The 18,787-nt window shown below is 44.8% G+C and carries 25 protein-coding genes and 4 pseudogenes; 24 read left to right on the forward strand and 5 right to left on the reverse strand.

Annotation, left to right across the window (positions count from 1 at the left end):
* Positions 1–64 precede the first annotated feature (64 nt).
* The 11 genes and pseudogenes from RS881_RS05580 to RS881_RS05630 all read left to right on the forward strand — a co-directional run bounded on the left by RS881_RS05580 (position 65) and on the right by RS881_RS05630 (position 7,229).
* On the forward strand, positions 65–367 hold the full coding sequence (locus RS881_RS05580) for a hypothetical protein (protein WP_315820164.1): 303 nt from the start codon (positions 65–67) through the stop codon (positions 365–367).
* Complete coding sequence (locus RS881_RS05585; protein ID WP_315820165.1) at positions 316–639, forward strand: hypothetical protein; 324 nt, start codon at positions 316–318, stop codon at positions 637–639. Before RS881_RS05580 ends, RS881_RS05585 begins: the two co-directional genes overlap by 52 nt.
* 5 nt (positions 640–644) lie before the next feature.
* Positions 645–1,142 carry a hypothetical protein gene (locus tag RS881_RS05590; protein ID WP_315820166.1) on the forward strand — a complete coding sequence of 166 codons (498 nt, stop codon included), beginning with the start codon at positions 645–647 and terminating at the stop codon, positions 1,140–1,142.
* Between the two features lie 5 nt (positions 1,143–1,147).
* Positions 1,148–1,723, forward strand: a complete 576-nt coding sequence (locus RS881_RS05595; RefSeq protein WP_315820167.1) for an HD domain-containing protein — start codon at positions 1,148–1,150, stop codon at positions 1,721–1,723.
* 85 nt (positions 1,724–1,808) lie between these two features.
* Positions 1,809–2,492, forward strand: a complete 684-nt coding sequence (locus RS881_RS05600; protein WP_315820168.1) for an HAD-IA family hydrolase — start codon at positions 1,809–1,811, stop codon at positions 2,490–2,492.
* Positions 2,493–2,591: 99 nt separating this feature from the next.
* A pseudogene (locus RS881_RS05605) lies at positions 2,592–3,775 on the forward strand (DUF5690 family protein).
* Positions 3,775–3,918: an FAD-dependent oxidoreductase gene (locus RS881_RS05610; protein ID WP_315820169.1), complete on the forward strand. Its 144-nt coding sequence runs from the start codon at positions 3,775–3,777 to the stop codon at positions 3,916–3,918. The pseudogene RS881_RS05605 and the gene RS881_RS05610 overlap by 1 nt, the downstream one beginning before the upstream one ends.
* A complete protein-coding gene (locus RS881_RS05615) occupies positions 3,915–4,898 on the forward strand; it encodes a TIGR03364 family FAD-dependent oxidoreductase (protein ID WP_315820170.1) in 984 nt (327 codons plus the stop codon). Before RS881_RS05610 ends, RS881_RS05615 begins: the two co-directional genes overlap by 4 nt.
* A gap of 238 nt (positions 4,899–5,136) precedes the next feature.
* Complete coding sequence (locus tag RS881_RS05620) at positions 5,137–5,661, forward strand: phosphatase PAP2 family protein (RefSeq protein WP_315820171.1); 525 nt, start codon at positions 5,137–5,139, stop codon at positions 5,659–5,661.
* 161 nt (positions 5,662–5,822) lie between these two features.
* Positions 5,823–6,334, forward strand: a pseudogene (locus RS881_RS59075) (ArnT family glycosyltransferase).
* 97 nt (positions 6,335–6,431) lie between these two features.
* Positions 6,432–7,229, forward strand: a complete 798-nt coding sequence (locus tag RS881_RS05630) for a hypothetical protein (protein WP_315820173.1) — start codon at positions 6,432–6,434, stop codon at positions 7,227–7,229.
* A gap of 54 nt (positions 7,230–7,283) precedes the next feature.
* Here the strand turns inward: RS881_RS05630 and RS881_RS05635 are convergent, their stop codons facing one another.
* The 5 genes from RS881_RS05635 to RS881_RS05655 all read right to left on the reverse strand — a co-directional run bounded on the left by RS881_RS05635 (position 7,284) and on the right by RS881_RS05655 (position 9,162).
* Positions 7,284–7,649 (reverse strand): sensor histidine kinase, encoded by a 366-nt coding sequence (locus tag RS881_RS05635; RefSeq protein ID WP_315824367.1) that lies wholly within the window; start codon positions 7,647–7,649, stop codon positions 7,284–7,286.
* Complete coding sequence (locus RS881_RS05640) at positions 7,607–8,038, reverse strand: histidine kinase dimerization/phospho-acceptor domain-containing protein (RefSeq protein WP_315820174.1); 432 nt, start codon at positions 8,036–8,038, stop codon at positions 7,607–7,609. Before RS881_RS05640 ends, RS881_RS05635 begins: the two co-directional genes overlap by 43 nt.
* 8 nt (positions 8,039–8,046) lie before the next feature.
* Entirely contained in the window at positions 8,047–8,337 is a 291-nt protein-coding gene (locus tag RS881_RS05645; RefSeq protein ID WP_315820175.1) for a hypothetical protein, read from the reverse strand.
* A gap of 139 nt (positions 8,338–8,476) precedes the next feature.
* The gene (locus RS881_RS05650) at positions 8,477–8,758 is read right to left on the reverse strand and encodes a winged helix-turn-helix domain-containing protein (protein WP_315820176.1); all 282 of its coding nucleotides are present in this window, start codon (positions 8,756–8,758) and stop codon (positions 8,477–8,479) included.
* 74 nt (positions 8,759–8,832) lie between these two features.
* Entirely contained in the window at positions 8,833–9,162 is a 330-nt protein-coding gene (locus RS881_RS05655) for a response regulator (protein WP_315820177.1), read from the reverse strand.
* A 453-nt stretch (positions 9,163–9,615) separates the two neighbouring features.
* On the opposite strand from RS881_RS05655, the gene RS881_RS05660 reads away from it, so the two are divergent.
* The 13 genes and pseudogenes from RS881_RS05660 to RS881_RS61515 all read left to right on the forward strand — a co-directional run bounded on the left by RS881_RS05660 (position 9,616) and on the right by RS881_RS61515 (position 18,564).
* Complete coding sequence (locus RS881_RS05660) at positions 9,616–10,776, forward strand: hypothetical protein (RefSeq protein ID WP_315820178.1); 1,161 nt, start codon at positions 9,616–9,618, stop codon at positions 10,774–10,776.
* Positions 10,773–11,546: a hypothetical protein gene (locus tag RS881_RS05665; protein WP_315820179.1), complete on the forward strand. Its 774-nt coding sequence runs from the start codon at positions 10,773–10,775 to the stop codon at positions 11,544–11,546. The genes RS881_RS05660 and RS881_RS05665 overlap by 4 nt, the downstream gene beginning before the upstream one ends.
* Before the next feature lie 57 nt (positions 11,547–11,603).
* Positions 11,604–12,467, forward strand: a complete 864-nt coding sequence (locus tag RS881_RS05670; RefSeq protein ID WP_315820180.1) for an ABC transporter ATP-binding protein — start codon at positions 11,604–11,606, stop codon at positions 12,465–12,467.
* 29 nt (positions 12,468–12,496) lie between these two features.
* The gene (locus tag RS881_RS05675) at positions 12,497–13,474 is read left to right on the forward strand and encodes an ABC transporter ATP-binding protein (protein WP_315820181.1); all 978 of its coding nucleotides are present in this window, start codon (positions 12,497–12,499) and stop codon (positions 13,472–13,474) included.
* A gap of 55 nt (positions 13,475–13,529) precedes the next feature.
* On the forward strand, positions 13,530–14,237 hold the full coding sequence (locus tag RS881_RS05680) for a hypothetical protein (RefSeq protein WP_315820182.1): 708 nt from the start codon (positions 13,530–13,532) through the stop codon (positions 14,235–14,237).
* A gap of 92 nt (positions 14,238–14,329) precedes the next feature.
* Positions 14,330–14,590 (forward strand): hypothetical protein, encoded by a 261-nt coding sequence (locus RS881_RS05685; RefSeq protein WP_315820183.1) that lies wholly within the window; start codon positions 14,330–14,332, stop codon positions 14,588–14,590.
* A gap of 103 nt (positions 14,591–14,693) precedes the next feature.
* Entirely contained in the window at positions 14,694–14,846 is a 153-nt protein-coding gene (locus RS881_RS05690; RefSeq protein ID WP_315820184.1) for a hypothetical protein, read from the forward strand.
* 2 nt (positions 14,847–14,848) lie between these two features.
* Positions 14,849–15,417: pseudogene (atpB, locus tag RS881_RS05695) on the forward strand (F0F1 ATP synthase subunit A).
* 40 nt (positions 15,418–15,457) lie between these two features.
* Entirely contained in the window at positions 15,458–15,709 is a 252-nt protein-coding gene (gene atpE / locus RS881_RS05700; RefSeq protein ID WP_315820186.1) for an ATP synthase F0 subunit C, read from the forward strand.
* A 94-nt stretch (positions 15,710–15,803) separates the two neighbouring features.
* Positions 15,804–16,298 (forward strand): F0F1 ATP synthase subunit B, encoded by a 495-nt coding sequence (atpF, locus tag RS881_RS05705; RefSeq protein ID WP_315820187.1) that lies wholly within the window; start codon positions 15,804–15,806, stop codon positions 16,296–16,298.
* A gap of 95 nt (positions 16,299–16,393) precedes the next feature.
* Positions 16,394–16,956, forward strand: a pseudogene (gene atpH / locus RS881_RS05710) (ATP synthase F1 subunit delta).
* 29 nt (positions 16,957–16,985) lie between these two features.
* Positions 16,986–17,564: a hypothetical protein gene (locus tag RS881_RS61510; protein ID WP_425476344.1), complete on the forward strand. Its 579-nt coding sequence runs from the start codon at positions 16,986–16,988 to the stop codon at positions 17,562–17,564.
* A gap of 28 nt (positions 17,565–17,592) precedes the next feature.
* Positions 17,593–18,564 (forward strand): hypothetical protein, encoded by a 972-nt coding sequence (locus tag RS881_RS61515; protein ID WP_425476345.1) that lies wholly within the window; start codon positions 17,593–17,595, stop codon positions 18,562–18,564.
* The last annotated feature ends 223 nt before the right edge of the window (positions 18,565–18,787 follow it).

Raw genomic sequence — 18,787 nt, forward strand, 5'->3', positions numbered from 1 at the left:
TAATGTTGACGGCGAAGCTTTTCTAAGTTTCGCCCTTTTTTCACCCAACCACTCATTCAAGATCATGAAGCAAATACTTTTATTGGTTGCAGCAACTATGGTTGTTGTAACAGTGATGGCCCAACATCATAAAACGGAGAACCTTATTATCGTTACGCTGGATGGTATGCGCTGGCAGGAGGTTTATAAAGGAGTTGATGCTGTATTGATGAACGACAGTAGTTTCAATAAGGATCAAGAGGGTATTAAAGCTAAATTCTGGGCAGAGGATTTAACAGAAAGGAGGAAAAACTGTTCCCTTTCCTATGGACAACGGTGGCAAAGGAAGGACAGTTATATGGCAACCGTCAGTTTGATAATAAGGTAGACAATGCCAATCCCCATTGGTTTTCTTATCCGGGATACAATGAAATATTCACGGGTTATCCAGACTCGGCAGTTAATTCAAATGATAAGATCCTGAACAAACACGAGAATGTGTTGGAGTTTATTAACCGGCAAAAGGGGTATACGGGTAAGGTGGCCGCTTTTTCGACCTGGGATGTTTTCCCTTATATCCTGAATGAATCGCGTAGTGGAGTATATGTAAATGCCGATATTGATACGATCTCCTTTAAGGCCCCGGGCTTCAATTACTGAATGATATGCAGTTCCTGACGACGAAGCCAATTGGGGTTCGTCCGGATATCATTACTTATATGGCCGCCCGGGAATATCTGAAGGTGTACAAGCCAAAAGTGCTGTATATTGCTTTTGATGAAACGGACGATTTTGCACATGCAGGGTTGTACGATCAATACCTGGGCAGTGCACATGCCGAAGATGCTATGATCCGGGATATCTGGAATACGGTGCAGTCGATGCCGGAATATAATGGCAAAACCACTTTGTTGGTGACGGTAGATCATGGGCGGGGCGACAAGGAAAAATCGAATTGGAAGCATCATGGCCGTAAGATCGAAGACGCGCATGAGATCTGGCTGGCAGTATTAGGGCCCGACACCAAGGCGACCGGAGAGGTAAAGACGCCAGGACAATTGTATCAAAAGCAAATTGCGGCTACCATTGCGCGGTTATTGGGATTGAATTTTACTGCTAATCACCCTGTGGCAGATCCTATTAATACTGTGTATTCAAAATAATCTTTATGAATAATGAACAGGCTCAGGCTATTGCTACCGAAATTATTGGGTTGTACCAGCATCATGGCGGTGCGGAATATGCAGGTGAAAAAGTGACTCAGTTGGAGCATATGGTGCAGGCTGCGCAATTGGCGGAGCAACAGGGGCATGAGGAAGAAGTGATTCTGGCTGCTTTTCTCCACGATATTGGCCATATCTGTGTTTCGGCAGAAGGAGATAATGAGATGGATGGATATGGCATCAAAGATCATGAAGAGGTGGGCGGTGCTTTTTTGGCGGAAAAGGGTTTTTCCAAACGTCTTATCCGCCTGGTAGAAGCGCATGTGGAAGCTAAACGATACCTTACCTGGAAATCGCCTGCCTATTATGAACAGTTATCGGAAGCCAGCAAGAAAACCCTGGAATACCAGGGTGGGCGCATGAATGATGAGGAAGCGCTGGCTTTTGAGCAATATCCGTTATTTAACCTGATCATTAATATGCGGCTTTGGGATGAAGAAGCCAAGATAGAGGGACAGTCCGTGCCTGATCTGGAGAAGTATCATGGTATGATCGTGCGTCATTTGGCAGGCAATAGTTAGTAGGCCATAAGTCAATAGGTTAATAGGGAGAGCAGCCAAAAAGTTAAGGAAAGACAATAATCATAATAGTAAAAGAACGTACCTAATGTCTATTCAACTGGTTGTATTTGATATTGCAGGCACTACGGTGCGTGATAAAGGTAGTGTGGCCGATGCTTTCATAGCGGCTGCAGCTCTATTTGGGGTAGAGGTGCCCAGAGAAGAAGTAAATAAGGTAATGGGGCTTCGTAAAAAAGAAGCAATTCGTATTTTGCTTGATAAGTTTTATCTTGAACAGAAGGAATATATAGAGGCGCTGATTGAAAAGATCCATACAGTATTTACGCATAATATGGTCAGCTTTTATGAGCAGGATGAAATGCTTGCTCCTTTGCCGCATGTAGAAGAAACGTTTGGCTGGTTAAAACAACGAGGCATCAGGATTGCGTTAAATACTGGTTTTACGCGGCCTATTACGGATGCGATCTTGAAACGACTGCAATGGGATAAAAATGATGTGATAGATATGGTGATCACCAGCGATGAAGTGCCCGAAGGCAGGCCGCACCCCTATATGATACATGCCATTATGAAGCAGTTGGGGATTACCGATCCCAAGCAGGTAGCAAAAGTAGGAGATACGGAAGTGGATGTAGAAGAAGGCAGGAACGTGGGTTGTGGCCTGGTGGTGAGTGTAACTACGGGAGCTTATTCACGTAGTCTGCTGGAACAGTATCACCCTGATAGGATCATTGACAGTCTCGCCGAATTTCCACCTCTAATACAATAACCAATTGTCTACTATTACTGCTACTTCTTCTTCGCTTTCCAAAAACAGGTATTAACAGCTTTGTATACTGCTGTGGTAGCTTTTCTTACTTATGCCTCCGTGTATGCTTACCGCAAGCCTTTTACCGTAGCCACTTTTGAAGGGCTTAGTTTTTGGGGCATTAAATACCAGGTACTGCTTATTATAAGCCAGGGATTGGGTTATATGTTCAGTAAATTTTATGGAATTAAGTTTATAGCAGAACTCAAACGGTTGGGGCGCTGGAAAACCAGTGCCATTCTGGTAGGTAGTGCCTGGTTATGTTTGCTCCTATTTGGCATCGTGCCAGCGCCCTGGGGGATGCTCTGTATGTTTGGAAACGGTTTTATGTTGGGGTTTATGTGGGGCATTATCTTCAGTTATGTAGAAGGCCGGAAAATCACTGATTTCATAGGTTCTGCCATGGCGGTGAGTTTTATTTTTGCCGGAGGCTTTACTCGTTCGGTTGCAATGTGGCTGAAAGATGGCTGGGGTGCCAGAACAATGGCTGGCTTTTGTGACTGGTCTGCTTTTTGTAGTGCCTTTAATTATTTTCATGTACCTGCTGGAGCGTATTCCTGCCCCGGATGCAGAAGATATTGAGGAGCGGACGGTACGCTTGCCTATGACCAAGGAGCAACGACTCCGATTCCTCCGTAATTTCGGAGCGGGTACCATTGCCATAATTGTTATCTATCTGTTTCTCACCATTATGCGGGATGTGCGGGATAACTTTATGGGGAACCTGTGGATGGAGTTGGGATATGGAAAAAGCCCGAGATCTTTACAAAAACGGAAACCATCACTTCCATTGTTATCCTGGTAATGATCAGTTTGCTGGTTGGGATCCGTAAAAATATACGTGCGTTCCGGCTGGTGCATGTCATGGTACTGGCAGGTTTTGTGCTGGCGGGTATTTCATCGGCGCTGTTCCTGGCAGGTTTAATGCAAGGAGCGCTATGGATGCAGTTGGTAGGGCTTGGACTTTATATGGGGTACATACCATTTAATTGTATCTTTTTGAGCGGCTGATCGCATCATTCAAGATCGTAGGGAATGTAGGGTTCCTCATTTACCTGGTAGATGCGTACGGCTACCTGGGAAGTACAGTGGTCATGCTTTCTAAAGAAATATTTCAAATAAATTTAACCTGGTCTCAGTTCTATCCTGCCGGTGTAGTAATATTTTCGGTAATTGGAATAGGGGGAACTATATTTTCGTTACTTTATTTCAATCGAAAATTTGAATCGTTAAAACCTGTTTAATGTCAAAACCTTCAGCTATTGTAATTGGTGCCGGTATTGTGGGGCTTGCCACAGCCCGTGCGCTTGCTATTAAGGGATATACCGTGAAAGTATTTGAGCGTACGCACAAAGCTGTTGGCGCTTCCATCCGCAATTTTGAATGATTTGGCCCATTGGGCAGTCCGGTAAATTGTATGACCGTGCCCTCCGCAGCCGTGAGGTATGGAAGGAGATGGGAGACGCAGGTGCATTCTGGTATGACACACCGGGTAGTTTACACCTGGCTTATCACCAGGACGAATGGCAGGTATTGCAGGAATTGTATGAACTCTTCAGGCAGGAAAGGCCTGTAGAATTGCTGACAGCCAAAGACGTGGCCGATAGATCCGGTGCTGCTGTGGAGCAAAACTTGTTGGGCGGGCTTTATAATGCAGAGGAATTGATCGTTGATCCTCGAGAAGCTATTGGGGCCGTACCTGGCTACCTCCAGGAAAAGTATGGGGTGGAATTCTTTTGGGGCAGATGTGTAAGCTATATTTCTGAAAATACCGTTTATATCGGGAATGAGGAAGAATATGAAGGAGATGTGATCTTTATTTGTAGCGGCGCCGATTTTGAAACGCTTTATCCGGAAGCCTTTTCCGCTTATCCCCTCACCAAATGCAAGTTGCAGATGATGCGATTTGCTGCACAACCCAATGATTGGCGAATTGGACCCGCCTTGTGTGGTGGCTTGTCCTTGATCCATTATAAGGGCTTTACAGCGGCTACTTCTTTATCTGCTCTAAAAAAGCGATATGAAGAAGATATGGGTAATTACCTGGATTGGGGTATCCATGTGATGGTGTCGCAGAATGGACGGGGTGAGCTTACGGTAGGAGATTCACACGAATATGGGCCTACGCACGATCCCTTTGATAAGGAGTTCATCAATACCATGATTGTAAACTACCTGCAAACCTTTGCACGGTTTAAGGATAGCAGGATCATAGAAACCTGGAATGGGATCTATCCCAAACTTACAAATGGTGATAGCGATCTGTTCTTTTCGCCAGAACCAGCTGTGTATGTATTGAATGGGCTGAGTGGTGCAGGCATGACACTTTCTTTCGGTCTGGCAGAAGAAGCTACAGCGTTCCTGTAAAATTATGTTCACTAATCACAGTTTCATAGTTCTATAATATTCCGGTAATACAATGGTTATATCTGTTGGCTAGGTTTGTATAACCTATAACCAACATGATCTCCATCATCCGCTCCCTTAGTGGTAGCAGGCAGTATATTATTGCCTTTACCCTCTTTTTGCTAATAACATTTATCTCCTGCAGCTTTTATTCAAAGGCAGACTGTTTTATTGTTCTAAATTTTTCCATGCCGGGTGGTTGGATAATTTTTTTACCTGGTTTACCCTGCTGGGTGATGGCGTTGTAGCCTTTCTGCTTTTGGGGTGGTTCCTCATCCGCCGCAGTTATTTGCAAGGCATCCATATCCTGGCGGCATTTATTAGCTCGGGTATAGTGGCGCAGGTGATCAAACAGTTTAGTCATATGCCCCGCCCCAGAGTATACCTGCAAGCGGGGCAATATCAACATTTTATTGAAGGTATTACGCGTGGTGGCTGGTCCAGCTTTCCTTCGGGGCATACGGCCACCGCTTTTGCCCTGGCTACTATCCTGGCACTACACAGTCGCAATAAGTGGGCTGGATTGCTTTACTTGTTGCTGGCCATCAGTGTAGGTTATTCCCGCATTTATCTGGGGCATCATTTTTTAGAGGATGTGCTGGCTGGATCGATCATTGGTGTTGGCTGTGCCGGCTGGGTTTATATAGCGATGCCGGAATTGAGGATATTTGGACGGAGGATTGGCGGAGAACCTTCACTGGCTCCTTTGGTTATACATAATTAACTTTACGGCACTTGAACTATCATAAACCGCTTATAGGGCTTATCGTTATTTCTTCCCTGATACGCATGGTGGTGGCAGGCAGCATAGAATTGTCGAATGATGAAGTGTATTATTGGACCTACGCGCTGCACCTGCAATGGAATTACTTTGATCATCCCCCTATGATCGCCTTGCTGATCCGCCTTTTTACTGGCAACCTGCTGGTACAACAGGAGTTATTTATACGGTTGGGGGCCATTGTGTGCGCAGCCATCAATACCTGGCAAATATACCAGCTTGGCAAGCGGGTAAAGGATGAGTACACGGGCTGGCTGGCGGCTTGTTTTTTACGGCTTCTATTTATGGCGGCATATTAGCTGGGTTAATGATCTTGCCAGATGCACCGCAAATGGTGTTCTGGTTATGGGCATTGCTGCTGCTTATTAACATTTTTAAGAGTGGTGGCAGCAGGCAAGGTAGGAACCGTCGATTTTTATTGCTGGGTGTGGTAGCTGGCCTTTGCATCATGAGTAAGGTGCATGGGGTATTTATATGGGCTGGCGCTTTTTTATATATCCTATTGCATAAACGGGAGCAACTTAAAACCCCTTTTCTTTACCTGGGTGTTTTGCTTACCTGCTCTATCATGCTGCCCATCTTTTATGGAACCTCGATAATAATTTTGTTACGTTGAATTATCATGGTAACCGGGTTGGTTTTTCAGTCATATTCAGTGGGACACATTTTTCAGGCAGCTTATTGGCGAGTTTCTTTATAATAACCCGGTCAATGTGGTATTGATCGTGTTGGCGTTGTTCGCGCTGCGAAAAATAAAACTCTTAAACGAACCAGGTCAACAACAGCTGCTATTGGTAGTTAGTTTTCCTTTAATAGGGGTAGTATGGTTTATGTCGTTGTTCAAAGATACACTGCCACACTGGACCGGACCAGCTTATACTTCATTGATTCCCCTGGCGGCCGCGTATACGGCAAGGCAGGTGCAAAGTAAATTACCAGGAGTATTAATGCCCGGTGTAGCGAAGTGGGCTATGGGATTGCCGGTATTGTTGCTGGCATTGTTGATCGTTGGCATTCACTGGTTACCACTACGCATGGGTAATAAGGAGGAACAGCATTTAGGAGCAGGGGATCTTTTGTTGGATATGAGTGGCTGGAAGGAATTTGGTAGCGATTTTAATGCGCTGTATAAACAGGATAGTGCAATGGGTAGGATGAAGAGTGGAGCATTTCTTATATCGGATTATTGGTTTCCAGCAGCCCACCTGGATTATTATGTGGCACGCCCTACCGGAATCCATAACATGGCTATTGGTTCTTATGGTGGCATTCACCATTATGCCTGGCTTAATGAATTTCGACCGGCTCCCGTTCCCGGGCAGGACGCCTATTATATCACCGTTTCCAATTACTTCGATCCGCTACCCGCTTCTATTGCAGCAACTTTCCAGCAAGTGGATGCGCCTGTGATCATTCACCAACACAGGCAGGGCATGGCGGTGCGTCACTTTGTCGTATACCGGCTGAAAAACTATAAAGGAGGGATACCGCGCAATGGAGTAACGAATTAAGGTGACCTATTTTTCTAACAGCAGATTATTGCATGACCGGTCAACTGGTAATGGTTAAGCATTTTCTCTTTTGGCTTCCAGTGAAAATCCAATGGTGGTTCCTACATCGGGAGTGCTGCGTACATGTATGCTTTGACCATGTGCTTCAATAATATGCTTGCAGATGGCGAGCCCCAGGCCGGTGCCGCCTTTGTCGCGGCTGCGGGCTGTATCGGTACGGTAAAAGCGTTCAAAAATGCGGTTCAGGTGTTCTTCTTCTATGCCTATGCCGTCGTCTCCTACTTCAATCAATACGTGTTTGTCATCGGTTTTGTAAACACTGGCTACGATGGTGCCATTGGGTTTGCCGTATTTGGTAGCATTCTCTACCAGGTTGATCAGTACCTGCTTGATCTTTTCTTTATCGGCAAATACAGTGATTGGTGCCTCACATCCTTTTTAATGGTGGTCTTTACATGCTTTTCCTGGATCTTGATGGAAAGGGAATCATAGATCTCGCGGATCAGGTCCTGGATGATGAAATTCTGTTTGTATAATAATTGTTCACCACTTTCAAGTCTTGATATTTCATCCAGGTCATTGACCAGGTTAACAAGCCTGTCAACGTTTTTGGAAGTGTTTTCCAGGAATTTCTTGCGTATCACCTCTTCTTCCATAGCTCCTCCCAGGAGCGTATCTACATAGCCCTGGATGGCGAATATGGGGGTTTTGATCTCATGGGCCAGGTTTTGGAGAAACTCTTTGCGGTAAGCCTCATTTTTCTGCAGCATTTCGATCTCCTTGTTGCGCCGCTCGCCCCAGGCTTCCACGTCTTCCCTTACTTCATCAATGCTTTTTTGGGGAAGGATGTATTTAAAGTAGACTTCCTCTTTTTGGTAGCCTTGGTTTGATAGATGAGTTTATAGATGAGTTTGATCTTCCGGTAAATGAACTTTTCCAGGGTAAAGATGATGAGGCCATAACTGCCTGCAAAAACAAGTGCCAGGGAGCCGATACCTACCCGCCAGTCGAGGGTGAATAGAAAAATGCCAATAGCGATAGGAACCGATAAAATACCGGCCGTGAAGGCGGCTAACTGCCGCGGAGAAAGGTTTTTAGTGGAGAACATGCCCCTTGTGCTTAAACCAGGTTTTGATGTGGTACGAAATTAATTCAATCCCACCTTTGTTATTGAAATATATACTCAATGGGCAGTTTGAAGCTCCCGGTTTTGGTTGAATTCAGCCATTTGCCACTGCGGCAGGCACTTATATATCAAACTTATATCCAACACCTTTTACGGTGGTAATGCAGTCGATTCCCAGTTTTTGACGCACTTTACGGATATGTACATCGATGGTACGGTCGCCTACAATAACATCATTGCCCCATACCTGGTTCAGGATCTCATTGCGCAGGAATACCCGGCCTGGTTTAGAAGCCAGTAAGTACAGTAGCTCAAATTCCTTTTTAGCCAATACTACGGCTTTACCATCCACCTTTGCCTCAAACTTTACCGGATCAATTTCCAGGTTGTCGATACGGATCACTTTCTCGCCTTCCGGTTCCTTGGCCGAGGTACGACGAAACAGGGCATTGACTCTGCTAACCAGTATTTTAGGGCTTACCGGCTTGCTGATATAGTCATCTGCTCCGGTTTCCAGTCCTTTACATGCGAACCCTCATCGTTTAAGGCTGTCAGGAAAAGGATCAGGGTATCTTTGAAGGAGGGCTGTGCGCGCAGGATCTCGCAAACTTCTACACCGTTCTTCTTGGGCATCATAATATCCAGCACAATCAGGTCGGGCTGGTTAGAACGGGCTTTGGTAAGCGCCTCATCTCCATCCTTGGCCGTCACCACGTCATAGCCTTCTTTTTGGAGGTTATACTGTATGATTTCCAGGATATCGGGCTCGTCATCAGCTATCAGGATCTTCTTACCTTTAGAATCCATGTTAACAATAAATTTACGCAAAGTTAATTTTCCACTGCATGTGACAAGGCTTGTTCCAATTATGAAATTGTTAACAGATGTTATACGGCAAGCGTTGATTTTCCGTTCTATACAACCAATTGGTAGTATTTTTGCTCTTGTAACTGATGCAGATAGTTGTAATACTGTATGAAACCACTTATACTCGCAAGTTCTATTTTACTGTTAATTGCCAATGCTGGCTATGGCCAAACGAGCGCTTATCCGTTCAAAGTGGCTATGCAGCGAGTATTATGGCATGAAAACATTGATAAACAGCAGATAAAGTTATTTGCGGGCATTTCAAAAACGGTGCCCGATGAAACGGTAGCTCTCAAATAACGGATGCTATCGGCCGCCAGGTAGACGAATTGCAGGAGGAACTGGAAAGTGACTCCCTGCTTCCCAACATGGGAAAGATCAAATACCTCCGAAATGTGGAATCCACGCTACAACAATTGTCTGCAACCAGGGGCAAAAGACTTCCCCTTTGCCTCGGCCCCTACCCTCATCAAAGGCCTTCGTGAATGTATTGCCCTTGATAGAAAGGGAGAAAGTATTGAGCCCATTATTGAAGCCAGCGACTATGGAGTAGGTAAAATGCTTGTAGATGGGTTGTCTTTTTCTAATGATAATCCGGGCATGGCGCCGGCCAGGATCGCCCTTATTCGGAAATACTGTGGCCTGCACCCCGATGAAATTCTGCAAGAGCTCCGAAAGGCCCCTATGGTACCTTTTGCTGATAGTTTACTAAAAATAGCCGCCCATCGCGATATCCGTAAGTTTTACGATTATGCCCAGGCCCGGGGAACACTTGCCAACCGCATTGCCAGCCACCCGGATACCTTGGTGCGAATGATATCCCGTATGGCTACCAGCCGCAACGGGCAATTGTATTTCCCCTTCCTGGATAACCTGATTCGTGGAAAGATCACTCTCCAGGAAATTGATAGTGTAAAAGACAATGACTTCAGTTATTTCAGGCTCTTGGTGAAAACGCGTATTGAATATGCGGGACGGCTGTTGCCTCCTGTACGGGATACCGCTACAGAGTTGAATGCACTGACAGAAATGATGGCGCGTAAAGCCCGCCAGCTTTTTGTACGTGAGATCAATGCCCTGCATGATGTGAATGATCCCAGCGTACGGTTCAGGTCACTGGATAAGCTTACACCCCAGGAATTGTACTACGTTGTTGTATTAAGCGAAGACGAGATCTATACCTCCAGCTATGTTAGCGGCGTATATCCACGTATATTTCAACGAATGCCCAACCCGCGTGGTGATAGCCTGCTGATGAGTGTGAATGGCGATTATTTCCGCAAATTCATTAAAATGGCGGCTGGGTATAATACCCTCAACCATTTCCTGGGTACCATGGGTAAGGAAGAAGCGGAAACACTGATGAAGGCATTTGTAATTGGCCTGGAAAGGAAGAAAAATGACCGGGGTGATGACCTGGAAGATGCGGTAGATGTGGCAGATTCCTACAGCAGCATCATGGATAAGAATAAGGAATTAGCTGGTTTTATCCTCAACGAAGTAAAGTGGAATTACGACAAGAATGTGCAGGATAATAACAAGCGGGGATTGTGATCTATAATTTGCTGAAAATATTGTTTGAGTCGGCTGACACGTCCCGTAAATCAGATCTATCGGCCATGCTGGGCATACCTTCGATCTATGCGCAGGATTACAAGTCGCTGACAGATGATAGCGGAAGAGTAATACAGCAGGTATTTTTCTATGGTGATGAAGATAAGGATGGGCAAAACTCTTTCATCAATTTTATGGGCATGTTCCGTAACAAGGCTGAATGGAAGGTGGAAGATAAACCCGAGTGGGTTACCATCAGGTCAGCCAGGGGAAAGCCGGTTTACATATATGCCAATAAGCCATTATATAAGCCAGAGGAAGACCTGGATGAGAAAGCACAGTTAAAATTGATAGAGTACCTGGAAAAGAAGAACCTGCAGCCAACGGTGGTAGTACACCGCGGACATAGTTACCATTTGCCGTATACCCTCAAAAAACTAGCCCCTTCGGCCCGTATTGTGGTGCTGGGATCCTGCGGTGGTTATAATAACCTGAACGAAGTGTTGACCATTTGCCGGGATGCACATATCATCTCCTCAAAGCAGGTGGGCACTAAAACGGTTAATGAACCCATTCTGAAGCTATTAATGCCAACCTGGTGGCCGGTAAGAATATTGACTGGATCAATATGTGGAAGGACCTGGGAGGGCGTTTTAGGAACGATGCAGGGGCCAAGGAAAAGTTTGACGATTACATACCTCCATATAAAAACCTGGGCGCTATCTTCATTAAAGCCTACCGCAAGGCAATGGGTGAATAAATCATTTTGAATACCGGTTGTATTGATCTGGCTACCAGTCATAATAATTTAACAATTCCAGTGACTGGTGCTAACCGAAACCGGTTATAGTGAACCCGAAATTGGTCTATCTTTGCCCGCTTCCATTATGTCAGAAAAAGGTTCAGCGAAAAGAATATTTGATTTTAGCTTGCTTCGCCGGGTATTCCGGTTTGCGGCGCCGTACAAAAAGAAATTCTATATTTCTTTGGTATTGGCTATTCTGCTGGCCATACTTTCACCTATACGCCCCTGGCTAATACAGGTTACCATCAATAACTATGTGCCCAAGGGGGCAGCCGGTACACTGCTTACCAAGTTGGATGTAGTGAATGTAGTAGTTTGGATCACCATCATCCAGGTAGGTTTATTGTTGTTGGAGGTGCTGTTCCGGTTCTATTTTTCTTTTCTTACATCCTGGTTGGGGCAAACGGTCGTAAAAGACCTCCGGGTAAAGGTATACAGAAAGGTATTGGGGTTAAACCTCTCCCAGTTCGATACCACTCCGATCGGTACGCTTACCACCCGCACCATCAATGATATTGAAGCCATCAATGATATTTTTTCCGAAGGGTTGATATCTATTATCGCTGACCTATTGTCCATTATTGCCATCCTGGTATTTATGTTCTGGGTAGACTGGCGGCTTACACTGATCAGCCTGGCGCCCTTCCCCTTTCTCATTATAGCTACCTACTATTTTAAAGAAAGTGTCAACAAATCATTCATCCGGGTACGAAATGCCGTAGCCAGTTTGAATGCCTTTGTTCAGGAGCATATTACCGGAATGGCTATTGTGCAGGCCTTTGCGTCGGAGGAGCGGCAGTTCAATAAGTTCAAAAGATCAACCGCGAACACCGCAACGCCAATATCAAAGCCATCTTTGCCTATTCTGTATTTTTCCCCCTGGTAGAAATCGTACTGGCGGTAGGTACAGGATTAATGGTATGGTGGGCTGCTATCCATGCGCTGAATCTGCAAGGAGAGGAAGCCCAAAGCCTGATTGGTAAAATGATCTCTTTTTACCTCTGTCTTAACCTGCTGTTCCGTCCACTCCGGGTAATTGCCGATAAGTTCAACGTGTTGCAGATGGGTATGGTGGCCAGTGAGCGGGTATTCAAAGTACTGGACAATGATGATTATATAAAAACAGAAGGCAGTTACGCGCCACAGCAAATGAAAGGCAAGATCGTATTTGATCATGTGTCGTTTGCCTATGTGGAAGATCGCTATGTGCTAAAGGATATCTCCTTTACTGCAATGCCAGGTGAAACGATTGCGATCGTGGGGCATACAGGTAGTGGCAAAACTTCGATTATTAGCCTGCTGAACAGGCTTTACCATATCCAAAAAGGAACACTTAGTATTGATGATGTAAAGATTGAAGATTACAAGTTGGAAGCTTTGCGTAAAAATATTGGTGTGGTATTGCAGGATGTTTTCTTGTTTTCGGGTTCTGTCCTGGAAAATATCACCTTGCGGAACCCGTCGATCAGCCGGGAGCAGGTGATTGCCGCGGCCCAAATGATCGACATGCATGACTTTATCATGCAATTGCCCGGAGGATATGATTATAATGTAATGGAAAGGGGAAGCAGCCTCTCATTGGGTCAACGGCAGTTGTTGTCCTTTATCCGGGCGCTTTTATACAATCCCTCTATATTGATCCTGGACGAAGCCACTTCTTCGGTAGATACGGAGAGCGAGGTATTGATCCAAAATGCCATTGATAAACTGATTGCGGGCCGCACTTCTATCGTTATTGCCCACAGACTCTCCACCATCCGTAAGGCCAGCAAGATCATTGTATTGGATAAAGGCGAGATCAAAGAGATTGGTAATCATGAGGAGCTCATGAAAAACCAAGGCTTCTACTATAAACTACACCAGATGCAGTTTGAAAAACAAGGAGTTGTGTAATTCCTGAAATAGGCATTTTATAGGAAAAAGATAAATAATTTAGTAATTTAGAGGTATGAAAGACTACCAGCCAGGACAACAAGAAAATGAAAATATTGCCCGGGAGGATCCTGCTCCTTACGGCAATTCCGAGGAGCAGGAGGAGGCGCGGTTATTGAGGATAATGAATATGACAGATATGGAAAAGCTACATAGCTTTACGCAAATGCTGCGAAGGAATGCTTTATACAAAAATGCTAAGCCACAAAGATTAAATACTTCTTTTGCCATGGATGTGTTGGATGAAGAATTGCTTCAATTCTGGAAAGGTTTGAATGCCAACCAGGTAAAATACATTATGGTTGGAGGGTTCGCTACAAGGTTTCATGGATTTGACAGAGCAACAGATGATCTCGATATGTGGTTGATGGATACTGTTGAAAACCGGCAAAACCTACGCAATGCATTCAAGGAGCTGGGATATGGTGATTTTTCCTCGCTGGAAATGATGCAGTTTGTTCCGGGCTGGACCAATTTCTATGTTGGAAGTGGAATTGAACTGGACATCATGACCTATATGAAGGGGTTGGAAAATTATTCATTTGAGGAATGCCTTTCCAAAGCGTCTTTTGCTGATCTTGGGGATGTTCAAGTTCCGTTTCTCCATATTAACCACTTGATAGACAACAAAAAAGCAGTTAACCGGCCCAAAGATCAATTGGATGTGCTCCAATTAGAGAAAATAAAGCAAATCCGGGAAAAACAACGTAAACCCTCGTCCTGATTCCTTTCTTGGCCTGAATCTTCAAAATACTTCATTACGGCGATCGTTTTTGACAGCCCCTCCTTATCTTTGCGCCAAATTTCAGGAACAGTATGGCTTTCAAACGTTTCAAATCCTTATCAGTAGCGGTTTTCAGCCTTTTTTTAGTGCTTTTATCCGGTTCGGCCAAGGCCAACGATGGAGAAGGTGGAGAGGGCAAGTTTGACCCAGGTAAGGAAATGTTGGATCACATTGCAGATGCACACGAATTTCACTTTTTCACCATCAAGCACGAAGGCGGCCATGATTTCCATGCCACCCTGCCTTTGCCGGTGATCCTGTACTCTCCTCAAAAGGGCTTAGTGTTTTCATGAGCTCCAAATTCCACCATGGCGAAGAGATCCACGAAGGCTACAAGCTGGTAGGGCACGACATTATACCTGTAAAGAAGATGGTTCCGTAGACGAAACCGTAAAAGTGTATGATTTCTCCCTCACCAAGAATGTGGTACAGATGTTCCTGGCCCTCATCGTTTTATTCCTGATCCTTACCCGGATGGCTAAAAATACAAATCCGGCCAGGGGCTTACTTCTGCTCCTAAAGGATTACAAAATGCTATTGAGCCGGTAATTATGTTTGTGCGTGATGATGTAGCAAAACCCAACCTGGGTGTTAAAGCCGAAAAATACCTGCCCTACCTGCTCACATTATTCTTTTTATCCTCATTAATAACTTGGTCGGTTTATTGCCGGGCAGTGCCAATGTAACGGGTAATATTGCCTTTACGATGGTATTGGGTATCATTGCCTTTTTCGTTATCCTTTTCAGTACCAACGCGCATTACTGGGGCCATATTTTCTGGTATCCAGGTGTTCCTATTGGCGTTAAGTTCTTAATGTTGCCGGTAGAGCTAATGGGTGTGTTTACCAAGCCCTTCGCTTTGATCATTCGTTTGTTTGCCAATATGACCGCAGGCCACATCATTATCCTGAGCTTCGTGAGTTTGATCTTCATTTTCTCGGAAATGACCAAAACGGCAGGCATTGGTTTTACCCCGGTATCCATTGCTTTTGCGGTATTTATTTACCTGATCGAGATATTGGTAGCATTTATCCAAGCGTATATTTTCACTAACCTGACTTCGGTGTTTATCAGTCAGGCCATTGGGGATCATCATTATGAAGAAGATCCTCATCACTAATCTGTAATAAAGTTTCTTTTTAATTATAAAAATCAGAATCATGGATTTAATGAACATCATGTTGGAAGTTTCCGGTAGCTGGTCACACTTTGGTGGTGCTGTGGGTGCTGGTCTTGCTGCTATTGGCGCAGGTATCGGTATCGGTCAGATTGGTAAAGGTGCAACTGAAGCTATTGCCCGTCAGCCGGAAGCTGCAAACGACATCCGTGGTGGTATGATCCTTACAGCTGCCTTCGTTGAAGGTGTTGCGCTGTTCGCAGTAATCGCTGGTCTGCTGGCGGTTCTGAGCTAATCATACTTTCCCAACTTAGTACTGCACCTGAAGCACAGGGCGGAGGGTGCAGTTACTTTCAAACACTGAATTAAAGCTTTATAATACTTTTTCTATGAGTTTATTAACTCCCCATCTTGGTTTTTTTGTTTGGACTTTGCTCGCTTTTATTATTGTGTTTTTGTTGTTGAAGAAATTTGCCTGGAAACCCATCCTGAAGTCATTAAAGGAAAGGGAAACGGGTATTGCCGAGTCATTGGCATCTGCAGAGAAGGTAAAGGCTGAAATGGCCCAGTTGAAGAATGAGAATGAGGCATTGCTGGCTAAGGCGCGTGAAGAAAGGGCGCAATTGCTGAAAGAAGCTCGCGATACCAAGGACAAGATCATTAATGAAGCCAAGGAACAGGCTAAAGTTGAAGCCAATAAGATCATTGTAGAAGCGCAAGCTGCTATCCAGAATCAGAAAATGGCTGCACTTACTGAAGTGAAGAACCAGGTAGGTCATTTAGTGATTGAGGTCGCTGAAAAAGTACTGCGTCGTGAACTGGCTGGAAAAGCAGAGCAAGAGACCTTTATCAAACAACTGACGAACGAAGTAAAGCTCAATTAATTTGATAATTTGAGAATGTGCTGAATAGTTAATGATCAGCCGCTAAGAGCAGGTATTTTCAAATTTTCAAATTGTGAAATTTTCAAATTAATAAGATGCTTAATCCCCGGTTAGCAGGCAGGTACGCAAAGAGTTTGATTGATTTGGCTGTAGAGCGCAATCAATTGGATGCCATTCATAATGACATGCTTTTTATGCAGTCGGTATGCAAAAAGAGCCGTGAATTTGTTGCCATTTTAAAAAGCCCTGTAATTACAGCCGATAAGAAAGAGAACATTTTGAAGGCCATCACAGATGGTAAGGTGAGTGAGATCACGACTGCTTTCAACAACCTCCTGGTTAAAAAGGACGGGAAGCAGGATTGCCAGAGATCATTGATGCTTTCATTGACCAGTATAAAAAGAAGAAGGGTATTCACACTGTAAAGCTGACTACTGCTGCGCCTGTAAGTGAAGAACTGAAGCAACAGATCATTGCCAAGATCCAGGAGCAAACAGCCATGAAGAATATTGAGTTGGAAACGGTGGTAAAGGAAGAGCTGATTGGCGGTTATGCGCTGGATTTGGGTGGTACCTTGGTAGATGCCAGTATTGCTTATGACCTGAACAAGATCAAGAGCCAGTTCCTGAACAATGACTTTATTTATAAAATAAGATAAAACAAACAACAAACTATAAACAGTTAGATATGGTAGACATTAAGCCTGATGAAATATCAGCGATATTACGCCAGCAGCTGAGCAACTTCAATGCGGAGGCCGACCTCGAAGAGGTAGGTACCGTACTGCAGGTGGGCGATGGTATTGCCCGTGTTTACGGGTTGAACAATGTAAGTTCCGGGGAATTGGTGGAGTTTGAGAATGGTGTGCGTGCAATTGCCCTGAACCTGGAAGAAGACAATGTGGGTGTGGTATTGATGGGCGAAAGCGGTAATATTAAGGAAGGCGCTAAAGTACGCCGTACTGGTAAGATCGCTTCTATCAATGTAGGTGAAGGCATGCTGGGGCGCGTGGTAAATACATTGGGTGAACCTATTGATGGAAAAGGTCCTTTGACCGGTGAAAAATACGAGATGCCCCTGGAGCGTAAAGCACCCGGTGTTATCTTCCGTGAGCCGGTAAAAGAGCCTCTCCAAACAGGTCTGAAGGCGATCGATGCGATGATTCCCATCGGCCGTGGACAGCGTGAGCTGATCATTGGTGACCGCCAGACTGGTAAAACGGCTATTGCCATTGATACCATCATCAACCAGAAGGAATTTTTTTGAAGCCGGTAAACCGGTTTATTGTATATATGTGGCCATTGGTCAAAAAGCTTCTACCATTGCCGGTGTGATGAAAACACTGGAAGATCATGGTGCGATGGCTTATACTACCATCGTAGCCGCTTCTGCTTCTGATCCTGCTCCACTGCAGTTCTATGCGCCCTTTGCAGGTGCTGCGATCGGAGAATTTTTCCGTGATAGCGGCCGCCCTGCTTTGATCATTTATGATGATCTGTCAAAACAGGCCGTAGCTTATCGTGAAGTTTCCCTGTTGTTACGTCGTCCCCCAGGCCGTGAAGCTTATCCTGGTGACGTATTCTACCTGCACAGCCGTTTATTGGAGCGTGCTGCCAAGGTGATTAATGATGATGGCGTAGCAAAGAATATGAATGACTTGCCCGAGTCGATCAAGCACCTGGTAAAAGGTGGTGGTTCTTTGACGGCATTGCCCATCATTGAAACTCAGGCTGGTGACGTATCTGCCTATATCCCTACCAACGTGATCTCGATCACTGACGGACAGATCTTCCTGGAAGGTAACCTGTTCAACAGTGGTATCCGTCCGGCTATCAACGTAGGTATCTCTGTAAGCCGCGTGGGTGGTAATGCGCAGATCAAATCCATGAAGAAAGTAGCTGGTACCCTGAAGTTGGACCAGGCCTTGTATCGTGAGATGGAAGCCTTCTCTAAATTCGGTGGCGACCTCGATGCTGCTACTAAGCTGATACTGGATAAAGGTGCCCGTAACGTGGAGATCCTTAAACAACCTCAATACTCGCCATTCTCAGTAGAAAAGCAAGTTGCTATTATCTACCTGGGTACACAAGGCTTACTGCGTGAAGTAGCTGTTAAGCGTGTGAAGGAGTTTGAAGAACATTTCCTGATGGAGATGGACAACAAACTACCTGATATATTGGTACAGTTTAAGAAAGGTAACCTGCCTGAAGATGGTATTAAGAAAATGGTTGCATTAGCAAAATCCATCATGCCTCAGTATAAGTAATCAGTCTACTGAACCTATTAATATAGAAAAGTCCCTTCGTATTTTCACGAAGGGACTTTTTTTTATGGTTGTAAATCAATGCATAACCGAAAAGTGGTGGACATAAGTCAAAAAACTTGGCGGGGACTATTGCATAAACCAATTTTTGTTTCAATCTTTGACCCACGATCAACAACAACGATCACTCCTCCAAGTCCGATACAAACCGTACCAATCTCCCAGT

The sequence above is a fragment of the Paraflavitalea speifideaquila genome (assembly GCF_032395985.1).
In the GTDB taxonomy this organism is placed as follows: domain Bacteria; phylum Bacteroidota; class Bacteroidia; order Chitinophagales; family Chitinophagaceae; genus Paraflavitalea; species Paraflavitalea speifideaquila.

Coding starts and splice junctions, on each gene's coding strand:
- RS881_RS05615 (WP_315820170.1), top strand. CDS start 3,915: ATGATTTGGCCCATTGGGCAGTCCGGTAAATTGTATGACCGTGCCCTC.
- RS881_RS05680 (WP_315820182.1), top strand. CDS start 13,530: ATGAAAGACTACCAGCCAGGACAACAAGAAAATGAAAATATTGCCCGG.
- RS881_RS05645 (WP_315820175.1), bottom strand. CDS start 8,337: ATGTTCTCCACTAAAAACCTTTCTCCGCGGCAGTTAGCCGCCTTCACG.
- RS881_RS05580 (WP_315820164.1), top strand. CDS start 65: ATGAAGCAAATACTTTTATTGGTTGCAGCAACTATGGTTGTTGTAACA.
- atpF (WP_315820187.1), top strand. CDS start 15,804: ATGAGTTTATTAACTCCCCATCTTGGTTTTTTTGTTTGGACTTTGCTC.
- RS881_RS61510 (WP_425476344.1), top strand. CDS start 16,986: ATGGTAGACATTAAGCCTGATGAAATATCAGCGATATTACGCCAGCAG.
- RS881_RS05675 (WP_315820181.1), top strand. CDS start 12,497: ATGGTATGGTGGGCTGCTATCCATGCGCTGAATCTGCAAGGAGAGGAA.
- RS881_RS05660 (WP_315820178.1), top strand. CDS start 9,616: ATGTGGAATCCACGCTACAACAATTGTCTGCAACCAGGGGCAAAAGAC.
- RS881_RS05610 (WP_315820169.1), top strand. CDS start 3,775: ATGTCAAAACCTTCAGCTATTGTAATTGGTGCCGGTATTGTGGGGCTT.
- RS881_RS05595 (WP_315820167.1), top strand. CDS start 1,148: ATGAATAATGAACAGGCTCAGGCTATTGCTACCGAAATTATTGGGTTG.
- RS881_RS05655 (WP_315820177.1), bottom strand. CDS start 9,162: ATGGATTCTAAAGGTAAGAAGATCCTGATAGCTGATGACGAGCCCGAT.
- RS881_RS05685 (WP_315820183.1), top strand. CDS start 14,330: ATGGCTTTCAAACGTTTCAAATCCTTATCAGTAGCGGTTTTCAGCCTT.
- RS881_RS05600 (WP_315820168.1), top strand. CDS start 1,809: ATGTCTATTCAACTGGTTGTATTTGATATTGCAGGCACTACGGTGCGT.
- atpE (WP_315820186.1), top strand. CDS start 15,458: ATGGATTTAATGAACATCATGTTGGAAGTTTCCGGTAGCTGGTCACAC.
- RS881_RS05590 (WP_315820166.1), top strand. CDS start 645: ATGCAGTTCCTGACGACGAAGCCAATTGGGGTTCGTCCGGATATCATT.